12 protein-coding genes are annotated in these 14,653 nt (G+C 34.3%); 5 read left to right on the forward strand and 7 right to left on the reverse strand.

Going from position 1 to position 14,653, the window contains the following annotated elements; translation table 11 throughout:
* Positions 1 to 28: 28 nt before the first annotated feature.
* The 4 genes from ACU52_RS05425 to ACU52_RS05440 form a co-directional block, all read right to left on the reverse strand.
* Positions 29 to 733, reverse strand: a complete 705-nt coding sequence (locus tag ACU52_RS05425) for a glycoside hydrolase family 25 protein (RefSeq protein ID WP_021854913.1) — start codon at positions 731 to 733, stop codon at positions 29 to 31.
* Positions 734 to 829: 96 nt separating this feature from the next.
* Entirely contained in the window at positions 830 to 1,633 is an 804-nt protein-coding gene (locus tag ACU52_RS05430; RefSeq protein WP_053398042.1) for a hypothetical protein, read from the reverse strand.
* Between the two features lie 77 nt (positions 1,634 to 1,710).
* The gene (locus tag ACU52_RS05435) at positions 1,711 to 3,207 is read right to left on the reverse strand and encodes a UxaA family hydrolase (RefSeq protein WP_053398043.1); all 1,497 of its coding nucleotides are present in this window, start codon (positions 3,205 to 3,207) and stop codon (positions 1,711 to 1,713) included.
* A 34-nt stretch (positions 3,208 to 3,241) separates the two neighbouring features.
* Positions 3,242 to 4,306, reverse strand: a complete 1,065-nt coding sequence (locus ACU52_RS05440; RefSeq protein WP_021854910.1) for a LacI family DNA-binding transcriptional regulator — start codon at positions 4,304 to 4,306, stop codon at positions 3,242 to 3,244.
* Between the two features lie 200 nt (positions 4,307 to 4,506).
* Between ACU52_RS05440 and ACU52_RS05445 the strand changes: the two genes are divergently transcribed.
* From ACU52_RS05445 to ACU52_RS05465, 5 genes are all read left to right on the forward strand, one after another.
* A complete protein-coding gene (locus tag ACU52_RS05445) occupies positions 4,507 to 5,532 on the forward strand; it encodes a sugar kinase (protein ID WP_021854908.1) in 1,026 nt (341 codons plus the stop codon).
* A gap of 136 nt (positions 5,533 to 5,668) precedes the next feature.
* A complete protein-coding gene (locus ACU52_RS05450) occupies positions 5,669 to 6,337 on the forward strand; it encodes a bifunctional 4-hydroxy-2-oxoglutarate aldolase/2-dehydro-3-deoxy-phosphogluconate aldolase (RefSeq protein WP_021854907.1) in 669 nt (222 codons plus the stop codon).
* 25 nt (positions 6,338 to 6,362) lie between these two features.
* Positions 6,363 to 9,857: a sensor histidine kinase gene (locus ACU52_RS05455; RefSeq protein ID WP_239684874.1), complete on the forward strand. Its 3,495-nt coding sequence runs from the start codon at positions 6,363 to 6,365 to the stop codon at positions 9,855 to 9,857.
* Positions 9,858 to 9,870: 13 nt separating this feature from the next.
* On the forward strand, positions 9,871 to 10,596 hold the full coding sequence (locus tag ACU52_RS05460) for a DUF5932 domain-containing protein (RefSeq protein WP_053398045.1): 726 nt from the start codon (positions 9,871 to 9,873) through the stop codon (positions 10,594 to 10,596).
* Between the two features lie 136 nt (positions 10,597 to 10,732).
* Positions 10,733 to 11,227 carry a hypothetical protein gene (locus ACU52_RS05465; protein WP_053398046.1) on the forward strand — a complete coding sequence of 165 codons (495 nt, stop codon included), beginning with the start codon at positions 10,733 to 10,735 and terminating at the stop codon, positions 11,225 to 11,227.
* A 75-nt stretch (positions 11,228 to 11,302) separates the two neighbouring features.
* Here ACU52_RS05465 and ACU52_RS05470 read toward each other — a convergent pair whose 3' ends face one another.
* Genes ACU52_RS05470 through ACU52_RS05480 form a run of 3 tightly spaced genes read right to left on the reverse strand, consistent with a single transcriptional unit; the run spans position 11,303 to position 14,648 of the window.
* Positions 11,303 to 12,430: a four-carbon acid sugar kinase family protein gene (locus tag ACU52_RS05470; protein WP_053398047.1), complete on the reverse strand. Its 1,128-nt coding sequence runs from the start codon at positions 12,428 to 12,430 to the stop codon at positions 11,303 to 11,305.
* A gap of 10 nt (positions 12,431 to 12,440) precedes the next feature.
* On the reverse strand, positions 12,441 to 13,490 hold the full coding sequence (gene pdxA / locus ACU52_RS05475; protein WP_053398048.1) for a 4-hydroxythreonine-4-phosphate dehydrogenase PdxA: 1,050 nt from the start codon (positions 13,488 to 13,490) through the stop codon (positions 12,441 to 12,443).
* Positions 13,491 to 13,499: 9 nt separating this feature from the next.
* Complete coding sequence (locus tag ACU52_RS05480; RefSeq protein WP_053398049.1) at positions 13,500 to 14,648, reverse strand: iron-containing alcohol dehydrogenase; 1,149 nt, start codon at positions 14,646 to 14,648, stop codon at positions 13,500 to 13,502.
* Between the last annotated feature and the right edge of the window lie 5 nt (positions 14,649 to 14,653).

Raw genomic sequence — 14,653 nt, forward strand, 5'->3', positions numbered from 1 at the left:
TTATATTTTTATTTTATATGTTATTTTATTAGAAATGTCTAAACCGTATTTCTCTCATGCTATGACGTCCCATAAATCTGCTCTTGTCAACATATGTGTTGATACCATTTATGCGTCCTTTTGCAGTATATTGCCAAAGAGTATAATCTCTTCCGTCTGCAAGTTTTGGTTCCTCATCAGAATATTGGGCAATCATAAGACAATAATTGTCAATTTTGCCTTGGAGATGTTTGTTGTAGAAATTTGTATATGTATACAATAAAGGCTTTTGGCGATAGGCCTTCTCAACTAAATCGATGAATTTAAATAATGAATCACAAAATTCGTCAGTCTTAAGCCCCCCTGTTGTCTCTATGTCTATCATAGGTATCAGGTCCTGGTCTCCAGGACGGCATTGTGATTTAAAATTTTCGAGTTGCTTAACTAAATCAGTTTTAGGCCGAAAAAAATGGTATGAGCCAACTTTTAAACCATATCTGTGTGCTAATTCGATATTTCTTTCGTATGTTTTGTCTATATGTGTACCGCCTTCTGTCGCTTTTAAATAAACATAGGCCATTTTACTATTTTCACCAATTGTTTCCCAGAAAACGTCTCCTTGATAATGGCTGAGATCTATTCCGTGAATATGTCTGCATGTGTCTTCACATTGAACGTAGGTGTTGTAATCTTGTGCAGATATATATTGTGTTAGAGTAAATAGGCTGATAATAATAAAAATGTATTGTTTCATTGTATGATTCCTTATTTTTGGCAAAGATACACTTAATCGTTGGTACAACAAAGAAAATTATAAAATTTTAGTTATTCCTCAATATTTGAAAGACTGTTAAAAAATATTAGAGAAAAAGATGCTTGTTGTCTCAAGTGGAAAGAATGAAAAATACTTGAACATACCGGTATTAGGCTTTGGGATATTACAAATCAAGTTATTAATTTCTTTTTGAGTCTCATTCATCTTGTCCTCCGATTTTGCTTTAAGGTTTAGCGGTAATTTTATTTCTCCCGTTTTGATTTTATTTTGGTTATTATAGAATGGGATTTCGCTTGTATCGAAGTTGAAGAACTTAATGAGGTATATACCAACTAAGTTCATTATTTTATTCATCTTTAATGTATTTATCCAATTGTCTATTTTAACGAAATCTATTTTATTACCATATTTTCTTAAATAAATGCCATATTCTACAAGGTCTCTGATGTATGAATTTGCGGATAAAAGATTTTTAATGTTATCAATACTTCTGTTTAAGAATGTTATAGAGTCTACAGATGTATCGATACTATGAATCTCATTATAAATAATTCGATTTAATTTCTTGTTTAAATATGAATTAGAGAATTTATTTATTGTTTTTGTCGACTGTCTGTATTGGTCGTCTTTTGGTGTGATTCTTGTTGTATTGGAATAAATAGTTTCGTTTATAGAGTTCGTGATCTTTGTTGGTATAATATTATTTGATGAGTTATCTGAATAAATTATTCCAGATATGATAAAATCTTCAACATCATTTATTTTAGCAATGTATAATAGTTGATTCCATTTATATTCAGACATTTCTTCAAGTGTACAATATGACTGAAATGCCCCAGTAGATAATAATTTAATGAAATTTCTTATTACAACTTGCATATCTTTTGTGGTTATAACTGCTTTTGCAGCGTTTTTATTTTTCAGGATGATGCGTTTACATCATCCTGAAAATATGTTTAAAGTGTTACACCATTTTTGAAGATGGATATTTCTCTGTACCCGTTTTTCTCATTGCATGTTTTTTCACCATTGGCAACAGATATTATCTTTTTGATGAACTTGTCCAATAGGGATTTCATATCTGTTCCTTCAACCAATTCTCCTGCATTGAAGTCAATCCAATTTGGTTTGTTGTTAAATAGTGCACTATTGGTTGATATTTTCATAGTCGGAATAAATGTACCAAATGGCGTGCCGCGTCCTGTCGTAAATAAAACAATCTGACAGCCTGCAGCAGCTAATGCTGTTGAAGCAACAAGGTCGTTTCCTGGTGCAGACAACAGATTAAGACCGGTAGTTTTTAGTCTGTCGCCATAGCCTAATACACCACTAACAGGGGCTCTTCCACATTTTTGAGTACATCCAAGTGCTTTGTCCTCTAATGTAGATATTCCACCGGCTTTGTTTCCAGGTGAAGGATTCTCACCAACAGGTTCGCCATGGCTCAAGAAATACTCTTTAAAGTCATTAACGAGTTTTACAGTCTGATTAAAGAGGTCTTCATTTTGACATCTGTTCATGAGAATTGTTTCTGCACCAAACATTTCTGGCACTTCTGTAAGTATAGATGTTCCGCCTTGTGCAACAATAAAGTCAGAAAATTCTCCAACAAGCGGATTGGCTGTTATACCACTTAATCCATCGCTTCCGCCACATTTTAATCCTATACGCAACTTGCTTAACGGACACTCTGTCCTTACATCTTTACTTGCTATGTCGTATAATGAGTGCAGAATTTTCATTCCTTCCTCAACTTCATCTCCTTGAACCTTTTGTACTACAAGGAATTTTATACGACTTTTATCGTAATCGCCTAAAAGTTTTTCAAAATGGTCAGGCTGGTTGTTCTCACATCCCAAGCTTAATATCAGAACAGCTCCGGCATTAGGATGAAGGACAATGTCGCGTAACACTTTTCTGGTGTTTTCATGGTCCTCACTTAATTGTGAACATCCATAATTGTGGTGCCAGGCATGAACGGCGTCAATACCGGCTAATTTTGTTTCTTCAGCCAGCTTTGTCGCTAATTTTTCTGCTATTCCATTTACACATCCTACAGTTGGTACAATCCATACTTCATTTCTTATTCCAACCTCACCATTGGCTCTGACATATCCATTGAATGTTAGATTTTGGTTTTCGATGGGAAGAATTTCATTTACAGGATTATATTCATAAGCAAGTTTACCTGATAAATTCGTTTTTAGATTGTTCTCATTAATCCATTCACCGGCCTTTAAATCTTTTTGGGCATGTCCTATAGGATAGCCGTATTTGATGATGTTCTCACCAGCCTTTGTGTCTTGTAAAAGGATTTTATGGCCGACAGGAGTGTCCTGCAAAACGGTTATAATTTTGCCATTGATGCTTATTTCTTCTCCCTGCTTATAGTCCCTTAGACAAACTACAACAGAATCGGCCGGATTAATTTTAATGAATGAAACTTTTTCCATAAAATGATTTGTTTTATAGTTGTGTAAATTAAGTTTATAATTGTGTGCGTCTATAGAAATCCACGTTCTCTTTAGACAATAATTCTATTGGCATATAGTTTACCGGATCAACCTTCTTTTTTAACACTATTGCCTTAAATAATGTATCGACACAATTGTAGCCCTGCATGAAGGCATGTTGGGCGATGAGGAATGATATTGTTCCTAATCGTAAGCATTTCGCATTTTTTTCAACCATATCATATCCCATTATTTGAACGTCACGTCTATTGGTCTTTAATAAAAATTCACCGACAATATGACCTTTTGAGCATAGAGTGATGCAATGATGTATATGCGGGTTTGATGTAAAGAAATTTTCTAAGATAGAGTCATAATTGTTTTCATCTTCATCCAACGGTAAATCTAGCTCAATAATCTTCGTTTGTGGAAAATGATCCTGCATATAATGCCTGAAACCAACTTCTCTGTTATCTTGTTGCTTACTTTCGACTTTTCCGTTCTTAGTCTGTTTCATAAGCATTATTTCTTTTTCGCCTGATGCTATTAACATGAGCATTTTTGCAGCAAAATATCCACTACAAAAAGAATCCTGCCCATAGAATGAAAGTGGCTTTAAATCTGGCATATATGAGTCTAATAATATAAAAGGTATGCCGCGTTCGTGCAATTTTTCCGTAAAACCTTTCGTCGTTTCTAAATCGCTAGGCACAACAATTACCCCATTTGGATTTGCATTTAGACATTTGGTGTATTCCCTAATAAAAGTAGACGGGTCAAACCTTTTATAGTACATCATTTTCACATCAATGTGAAAATCACGTCTTGCTTCACATGCTTTTGCTGCTCCCTCTTCAATTTCTTCCCAATAAGCTTCTGATTTATGTTGAGGAATTATACAATAAAAAGTGTATGACTTGTTGTATGCAAGAGCACTTGCATACATATTCGGTTGGTAATTTATGTTTTTTAAAACAGCTTCAACCTTTTCCCTTGCTGATTTGGATACATTCGGACGGTTATGTAAAACTCTGTCAACGGTTCCAACTGATACACCTGATTTCTCGGCAATGTCTTTAATTCTTATCTTTTCGCTCATATATAAATCCACTTTCAAAGATAAAGTGAAATATTTTCTGCAAAAATAGCAATAAAAACTGAATCGTGCGAAAACACAAAGGCGATTTTTGTGAAAAACACATTTTTTTGTTGTTTTATTTGTTTGGTTTTAATTTAAATATTAATTTTGTGAACTGAAAAAACAAATTATAAATCTATAAACATTCAAAAATTAAAGAAATGGCTAAAGTTGTAACCTTGGGCGAGATAATGCTTCGCCTTTCATCTCCCGGTCAGAAGAGATTTGTTCAATGTGATAATTTTGATGTTGTGTATGGTGGTGGCGAGGCAAACGTTGCTGTTAGTGCTGCGAATTATGGTCATGAGGCTTATTTTGTAACGAAATTACCTAAACATGAAATAGGACAGTGTGCCTTAAATGCATTACGCAGATACGGAGTTAATACACAGTTCATTGCGCGTGGTGGTGATCGTTTAGGTATATATTTCCTTGAAACAGGTGCAAGTATGCGTCCTTCAAAGGTTGTATATGACCGTGCTCACAGTTCTATCGCTGAAGCTGATCCTGAAGATTTCGACTTTGATAAGATAATGGAAGGAGCTCAGTGGTTCCATTGGAGTGGAATTACTCCGGCCATTAGTGACAAGGCTGCAGAACTTACACGTCTTGCTTGTGAGGCTGCAAAACGTCATGGCGTAACTGTTAGTGTGGACCTTAATTTCCGTAAAAAACTTTGGACATCAGAGAAGGCTCAGAGTATAATGAAACCTTTGATGAAGTATGTTGATGTATGTATAGGTAACGAGGAAGATGCACAGTTATGTTTAGGCTTTAAGCCGGATGCAGATGTTGAAGGTGGAAAAACAGATGCTGAAGGATATTATGGCATATTCAAGGGCATGATGGAAGAGTTTGGCTTTAAGTATGTCGTTTCAACTCTTCGTGAGTCTTTATCTGCTACCCATAATGGCTGGAAGGCATTGATTTATAACGGAAAAGAATTTTACCAGAGTAAGCATTATGATATAATGCCTATTATTGATCGTGTTGGTGGTGGTGATTCTTTTGCCGGTGGTCTTATACATGGATTGCTGACATATCCGGAAGATCAGGGTAAGGCATTAGAGTTCGCCGTTGCAGCATCTGCCTTGAAACATACAATTCCGGGCGACTTTAATTTGATGTCAGCAGAGGAGGTTGAAAACCTTGCTGGTGGTGACGCTTCTGGTCGTGTTCAGCGTTGATGCTGGCATGAGTAATGTTTTGACATCTGAAATTTATAAACTAAGAAATGCTTTGACAATTTGCGTGTTTAAAGAATAAAACTTTCAAAAGTCCGTATATTGTTTAAGTGTTATTATAAATAAAAAATAGAATATAATGGCTAAATTTGATAAAATTGCGGTATTGAACAAGATAAGTTCAACTGGAATGGTACCAGTCTTTTATCATAAGGATGTAGAAATAGCAAAAAAAGTTATAAAAGCATGTTATGATGGAGGCGTTCGTGCTTTCGAATTCACCAATCGTGGTGATTTTGCTCACGAGGTGTTTGGTGAAGTAGTTAAGTTTGCTGCCGTTGAATGTCCTGAACTTGCTTTAGGTGTCGGTTCTGTTGTTGATCCCGCAACAGCCGCATTGTATATCCAACTTGGTGCTAATTTTGTAGTTGGCCCGTTGTTTAATCCGGAAATTGCTAAGGTTTGTAACCGTCGCTTGGTTCCTTATACTCCTGGATGCGGAAGTGTTTCAGAAGTAGGCTTTGCTCAGGAATTAGGCTGTGATTTATGTAAAGTATTCCCAGGTGACGTTTTAGGACCAAAATTGGTTAAGGGAATGTTGGCTCCTATGCCTTGGTCTAAATTGATGGTAACCGGTGGCGTTTCTCCTGATGAGGAAAATCTTAATTCATGGATTAAAGCAGGCGTGTTCTGTGTGGGAATGGGTTCTAAGTTATTCCCGAAAGATGTTATTGCTGCAGGTAATTGGCAAGCTATTACGGATAAGTGTAAAGAAGCTTTAGGGTATATTGCTAAGGCTCGCGGATAATAGATACGTATTGAAAGGCTCGATTGTGCTTCTGGGCATATTGAGCCTTTTATTTTTTTCAGCTTGTTCTTTTGAAAACGAAAAATCAGAAGTTGACAGGTTGAATGATATATCTTATGTATATCATTACAAGGACTTGGATTCAACTTATTATTATGCCAATAAGGCATTAAGTTTGTCGAAAGGAAATTCTTCTGCATGTGCAGAGGCATATAATAATTTGGCTTTTTTTCATATTTCAAAAATGAATTATGAAAAAGCATATGATTTTCTTGATAGCGTTACTTATGTTACAGATAATCAAGTAGAACTTTTAATTGCTGATATTCAGCGTATGAGATTGTGTCAGCGAGAATCAGAAAATAAAAAGTTTTACGATTTTCGTGAACGTGCTCAAGCCAGATTAAAGCGAATAAACGAAGAAAAAAAGTCTTTACCAGAACGCTTGTCAAGGCGTCTTAATTATGCCGAATCAGAGTTTCTGATAGTTAGTTCTACTTATTACTATTATTTGGGACTTGTTGATAAGGCTAAGCATGCCATATTGCAAATAGACTCTATAACTGAAATATATAAGGATACAGCCCAATATATAAATTATTTATATCAATTAGGGAGCGGCGGATTGATTGAAGGAAAAACACAGTATGATGTTTCTCAAAAAGAATTCGAGTATTTGTTTAAATGTTATTTGTATGCTAAGAAAGGAAAATACAAGTACTGGGAAGCAAACTCTTTGCAAGCGTTAAGTGAACATCTTATAGATAAAGACAATCGAACGTGGTTGTCTTTAAATAATAAATTGGCAATAAACTATCTTAATATTGATAATATGCCTGATAGCTTGTTGGCCGGAAATTTAGCACAAAGAGCATTATCATTATTTGTTAGTTATGGAGATGTATATCAAATTGCAGGAGCATACCGTACTTTGGCTTTTTGTTATTGGACTGTGTGTGATTATACATCTTCTTTGATCTGTTTGGAAAATGCATTGGCAGAGCCTTTGATAAACCAAGCACCTGATTTAGTCGCTAGTATCTGTGAACAATTGAGTTTGGCTTATTCTGCGATTGATGATAAGAATAATAGTGACATTTATCGTAATAAATATCTTGATTTACGAGAAGAAACGCGACAAGATAGGCAATTAGAAGCTCGTGCTGAACAATTGGAAAAAACATCAATGCAACTTAATGTCCTTATAGTATTCATAATCTGTTTAATATGTATTGTTATTGCATTGTTTTTTATTCTTAATCGTTTAAGAAAAAAGCGAGATAAAAAATTTTATATTGACGATTTGTTAAAACCTTTACAGGAATGGAATAAGTTGAATTGTAAGTATTTAAATAATCTTGATGAAAGTTATGAAGAGGTTGAAGAACAATTGAATTTATGTCGTTTGAGTATAGAAAAAGCTAAAAGAAGAAACGTGGACAATCGTTCTAAGGTTTTTCTTGTTAATAATGTATTGCCTTATATTGATCGAATAATAAATGAGGTAAAGCGGATAGAGATGTCTGTAGAATCAGATGAAATAAGGCGAGAAAGGTATTGTTATGTTAAAGAATTGATTGATAGAATCAATGAATATAATGATGTACTTACTCATTGGATTCAACTTCAACAAGGTCAGCTTTCTTTGCATATTGAAAGCTTTAAGTTACAGGATGTTTTTAATGTCTTGCTAAAATCAACAGCTTCTTTTCAACTAAAAGGTATAAAACTAGAAGTTCGGTCTTCTTCAGCTGTAGTTAAGGCTGATAAAATAATGACTTTGTTCATGCTTAATACACTTTCAGATAATTCTCGTAAATTTACAAAAGCAGGTGGAACTGTAGTGATTAGTGCAGAAGAAAAAACTGATTACGTTGAAATATCTGTTTCTGATACAGGTGAGGGTATTGATAAGCAAAAGTTGGAAAACTTGTTTGGACACAAAATAAAGAATGGACATGGTTTTGGTCTTATGAATTGTAAAGGTATTATTGACAAGTATCGTAAGACTAGTCAGATTTTTAATGTATGTGGTATTTTTGCAGAGAGCGAAATAGGAAAGGGTAGTAGATTTTATTTTCGCTTGCCGTATGGTATTCTACGTGGCTTTTTATTTCTTATAAGCTTTAGTCTGACGATAAATCTTAACGCAGAGGATGTAAAAGAAATAAAAGCAAATACTGTTTTAAAAGTAAAATCAGAATATTTAATAAAAGCAAGTAATTTTGCTGATTCTGCATATTATAGTAATATTAATGGAACATATCAAAAAACGTTGAACTATGCAGATTCTGCAATTTCCTATTTGAATTTATTCTATAAGCAGGCATATCACCAAGGAAAAGACTTGATATCGCTAAAAGGCGCAGAGACGGATTTGCCTGCTGATATTATATGGTTTCGTAAGGAGATTAAAACTGATTATGATGTAATTCTAGATATTCGTAACGAATGTGCAGTCGCTTCTTTGGCATTACATAAATGGGATTTGTATGTATATAATAATAAAATTTATACTCAACTATTTAAAGAAATGTCTGCAGATAGAGGTTTGGCTGAATATTGTCTTACAATGCAGCGTTCGAAAACAAATAAAGTAATAGCAGTCATATTTCTTATTATATTATTAATTTCTGCTGCGGGATTATATTATTTGTTATATTATCGCCATGTCTTATATTATCGTTTTTGTGTAGACAAAATTAATGATATTAATAAACTTCTTTTTTCTGATAAATCTATTTCGCAAAAGATTTCAACTATCTCAGAAGTTGATGTTTCAAGATATCCTCATTCGTTACAAAAAGTGATAGGGCAGATAAAAAGTGTTTTGGATAACTCGATTGACTTGAATGAACGTAAGAAGGCTGATATAGAATATCTTTCAGACGAACTTAATCGGGCTAGATATGAGGATGAAAAACTGTATGTATGTAATAATGTTACAGATAATTGTTTGAGTGCGTTGAAGCATGAAACAATGTATTATCCTTCTCGAATCAGACAGCTTGTTGATGAAGCGGATAAAAATATTCAACCTTTAATTGAAGTTACTGTATATTATAAAGAATTGTATACTCTGTTATGTGAGCAGATACAGCGACAGGTTGATTTAGTATCTTATGAATGCAAACCTGTCTCTTTAAAAGAAATAATCGGTATAGATGAATACGTGTTAGGGGATAGCGTATTGATAAAGTATCTATTTGATATTTTGAAAACTCAATGCGGATGTGTAAATGGTGATGTGATAATTTCCTCTAAAAATAATCAATATATAGTTTTTGATGTTATCTGCCGTAGTTTATCGTCTGATTTGATGAAAACTAATATTGATTTGTTTGTTCCATCAGTAAAAAATATTCCATATTTGATATGTAGACAAATTATACGTGAAAATAGTGAACTGACTAATCTTCATGGATGTGGTATTGTTACAATTTTCGAGGAAAGGGAGAACAAGATGATTTTGCGTATAACTTTGGCTAGGTATATTTGTTCAAATATAAAAACATCTTAAATTAAGAGTTAAAATGAATAGTTTTAAAGTTATTATAGTTGAAGACGTTCCTCTAGAATTAAAAGGAACGGAAGGTATATTAAGAAATGATATACCTGAGGCAGAGATAATAGGTACTGCAGATAGTGAAATTGCGTATTGGCATTTGATTAAGCAGCAATTGCCAAATTTGGTATTGCTTGATTTAGGACTTGGCGGCTCAACAACGGTTGGAGTTGAGATTTGTAGACAAACTAAAGAGTTGTATCCTGATGTTAAAGTCTTGATATTCACTGGCGAAATTCTTAACGAGAAATTATGGGTTGACGCACTTGATGCTGGCTGTGACGGAATTATACTAAAAAGTGGTGAACTTCTTACGCGGGGCGATATTTCTAGTGTAATGAAAGGGCGTAAGTATGTTTTCAATCAGCCAATACTTGAAAAGATTGTTAAACGCTTTAAAGATAGCGTAAGTAAACAAATAATGCGCCAAGAAGCGTTGGTAAATTATGAGATTGATGAATATGATGAGCGTTTTTTGAGACATCTTGCATTAGGATACACGAAAGAACAGATAACGGGATTGCGTGGTATGCCTTTTGGTGTTAAGAGTTTGGAAAAAAGACAGAACGAACTTATTCGCAGACTATTCCCTGATGGTAATGGAGGTGTTGGAATAAATGCAACAAGATTGGTAACCAGAGCGATTGAACTTCATATTCTTGACGTGGATAATATTATACCAGATGATTTATAATTAATGAATTATTTAAATGATGCATCGTAAACAAGTATTGGCTTTATCCGCATTGACATTGTTGTTAATGTTTATTTGTGTGATAGTATTTTCGTGGATTGTCAGTTCTGTTAATCCATCATTACCAATAAGGTCAATGATAAGTGAAGAAGGGGTGCGTCAGTTTATGGGTGGTTTTGCTTATTGTTTGGCATCTCCACTATTAGTATGGTTAGTCTTGTGCTCAATTGCATGGGGCACATTTAGGTATAGTGGTTTTTGTGATGCTATTTTATGTGTTTATAGGGGGAGTCCCATCACATATAGAGAGAAACATGCATTAATTATTTCTGCTATATTTTTTATCGTATTTTGTATTGTCATAATTTCTCTGACATTTGTTCCACATGCGGTTCTATTAGGAGTTACAGGCGAATTGTGTCCTAGCGCTTTTACGGCCGGCGCAGTTCCTTTATTTGCATTTATTGTTATAGTTCTTTCTTTGTCATATGGAATTTCATGTGGTAAACTTGGTGATTTGTATCAAGTTTATAAAAGTCTTTATGTCGGAATAAAAATGTCAGCCTCATTATGGCCGATTTATATTTTTGTTATGCAACTTTATTTTGCGGTTGTGTTTGTCTTCTTTTGAAAATGAAATCGTATTTGGGGCTTTAGAAAAGATTATAGAAAAATTACAATGCATATCATAGATTTTAATTTGTTACTATTTGTTGGATTTAAATATGTCATTCCAAGAGTAACTGCCAGGTTTTAATATTATTTCGGTTTTATCATAAAGCATACTCACTATACCTGGAGAGTATTCCGTCTTAAATTCCAAGTTGTACCACTTCAAATTTTGAATTATTGAATATGCTGTAGCTCCTCCTTCTATGATTAGTATGTCCGGTTGATGTATTTTAACGAGAGTTCTTGTGGCTTCAGCCATGATATGTTTAAGTCTGACTGCATATTCTTTTCCTCGATTTTCTCTTTTTCCAACATTGAGAATCATTGTTTCATGTTTATCATATAACTTTTTTAGCTTAATAATCCATTTATTTATTCCATGTCCGTTAAATACATCATCAGGCATTACAGCTTCATATCCGTTGTGCTCTGTTATATAAGGTTCATTGACAAGAGAATTACTTTGTGTACTTCCGCATACAATTATAATGCGATTTGCATTTGGAATCTTTGCAACTTCTTTTCTTAACGGATAAACATTAAATTCTTTCTTTATTATGCAGTTAAAGAAATCTGCTCCACCGGAAAGTAATGTGTGTTTATGCGCTTTGGATAATTGTATAATGATGTCGTTTTCATTTTGGGCATTTGCAATGTAAATATTATTATCAGATAAAGTAATATCGTCTATATTGAGGATTTTGGCTGAATTATTTAATAATGTATTAACGTTTGATGATAATATTGGATATTCCGGGTCATTCCTGAATTTGGTTTTATCTAATTTATTTTCATAGATGTAATAGATACCGTCTTTAATAATTCTCCCCTTAGACGGATTTTGAGGTAACAATAATGTGTTCCTATAATAGGAATATGAGATTATCGTTTTAATTTCTGCTACAATATGGCCACGTAGAACTGAATCTGTCTTTTTGTATATTGTAATGGCTTTATCTTTCAATTTACACATTAAATGTTTGATAGCTTTTACAGAGCCAGACTCAGTATCAGAACGGGTATCAGTAGCAATAATAAGTATATCTGAATGCGGCAGAACATTGGTGATATCAGTTGTAATTATTGTATTTAATCCATATCTTAATGCAATACCTCCAAGTTCTGCTGCACCTGTAATATCGTCTGAAATGACAACAATCATGTTGAAAAATTTATTTCTGATTATTTATTCTTTCCCTTGCCATGCGTGATGCATAATCTATTGAAAGCATCATCGCATCAGGACTTGCTATATTTTTCCCAACAACGTCGAACGCTGTTCCATGGTCTACGGAAACACGTATTATTGGCAATCCTAATGTTATGTTAACACCTTTCGCACTTTCCATTTGGCCTGTTTCTTTATTCCAGTTGAAACCTACGACCTTAAATGGAATATGCCCTTGGTCGTGGTACATGGCCACACATCCGTCGTATTTTCCACATTTTGCTTTTGCAAATAATGTATCTGGTGGAATCGGACCTTCTACATCATATCCTTTTAAACGCAGTTCTTCTATAGCAGGTATGATTTCATTCCTTTCTTCATCACCGAAGAGTCCATTGTCGCTAGCGTGAGGATTAAGACCGGCAATGCCTATTTGGGGATGTGAAATGCCAAATTGTTGACATGCATTATATATTAGTTCGGTGACGTCAATTATGCGTTGTTTTTTCACTAAGTCACACGCTTTTCGAAGTGGTACATGTGTTGATACATGAATTACACGCATAAATTCATCAGCAAGCAGCATGGCATATTTTTTTGTATTCGTAAAATGGGCATATATTTCTGTGTGACCATCAAAATGGTGTCCTGCCATATTTAGGGATTCTTTATTTAGGGGAGCAGTTACAGTGCCGTCAACGATATTTGCCATAGCAAGTTCAATGGCCTTTTTTACCGCCAAAAATGCCGCATTGCCGCATTGAGCATCTACCTTGCCCTGTTTGAATGTATCCATATTGATACATTTTAAATCATATACGTCTATTGTCCCATAGGTAAATATTGCGTCTTTTATATCATCAATAGCATTAATAGATAAAGATATATTGCATTGTTTGACTGCATATTCCATTATTGACGCGTCACCAATAACAACAGGATTACATTTATTATAGGTCTCTTTAAAAGCAAGAGATTTTATTATTATTTCAGGACCAATACCAGCAGGATCGCCCATTGTTAATGCTAATATTGGCTTTTTGTTCGTATCCATGGTCTTGTTTTATTTGTATAGATTGTTGTAAATATCACATGCGTCTGTTTCTGTAACTTCACGTGGATTATTCTTTAGTAACCTTTGTACTTTCATTGCTGCTTTTGCCATACGGCTTACTGCTTCTTGCGGAATGCCAATTTCTGTAAGTGTTGTAGGTATTCCACATTTTATTGAAAGGTTTGTTATATAATCAACTCCATTTAGAGCCGTCTCTTCATCTGTTGTTCCACGTTTTGCACCAAATGCAATTGCTATATCTGCATACTTTTTAAGATTTGCGGTGTAATTAAACTTCATGACAGAAGGTAGCAATATTGCATTTGACAATCCATGTGATATATGAAACTCTCCTCCAAGTGGATATGATAAGGCATGAACAGCAGCTGTATTAACAGGTCCAAGGCATAAACCACCATACATACTTCCTAATGCCATTGCCTCACGTGCTTCAACGTTATTCCCGTCTGTTACAGCTTTAAATATGTTGCTTGCGATTAATTTAATGCCTTGAAGTGCATACATGTCAACTATAGGATGTGCAAACTTGTTTGTATATGCTTCAATGCAATGAGTTAAGGCATCCATACCTGTTTCTGCTGTTATTTTGGCAGGTACGCTCCATGTCAGTTTGGGGTCAATGTATGCCGCATCTGCTATTAAATATGGACTTACAACACCTTTTTTCAAAGAGTCTTTTTCATCAAGTAATATTGCGTTGGGTGATACTTCGCTACCCGTACCGGCTGTAGTCGGCATACACGCAAACCATTTCCCTTTCTGATTAATAAGATCAATGCCGAATAAATCTTCAATTTTTTGATTGCTGTTAATCAATGTGGCAACAAGCTTAGTTATATCAAGAATGCTTCCACCGCCGATGCCAAGAAAACTGTCTGCACCGAATTTTTTTGCTTCTGCCATTAGAGCATCAAAGTCTGTTATAGATGGCTCATTGCATATCTTTTCGTAAAACTCAATATGTATGCCATTTTTATTAAGTCTTTCAACCATATTGGAAATCAAAGGCCTAATTACTGGCATGGTTATAATGAATAGACGGTTAAGACCAAGTTTTAAATAGTCGTTCACAAATTTGTCTATACAATTTGTTCCAAACACAATCTTTTGTGGTTGAAGTAATGTAATTTCTTTCATATTTG

Origin of the sequence: Xylanibacter rarus (assembly GCF_001275135.1) — a bacterium.
In the GTDB taxonomy this organism is placed as follows: domain Bacteria; phylum Bacteroidota; class Bacteroidia; order Bacteroidales; family Bacteroidaceae; genus Prevotella; species Prevotella rara.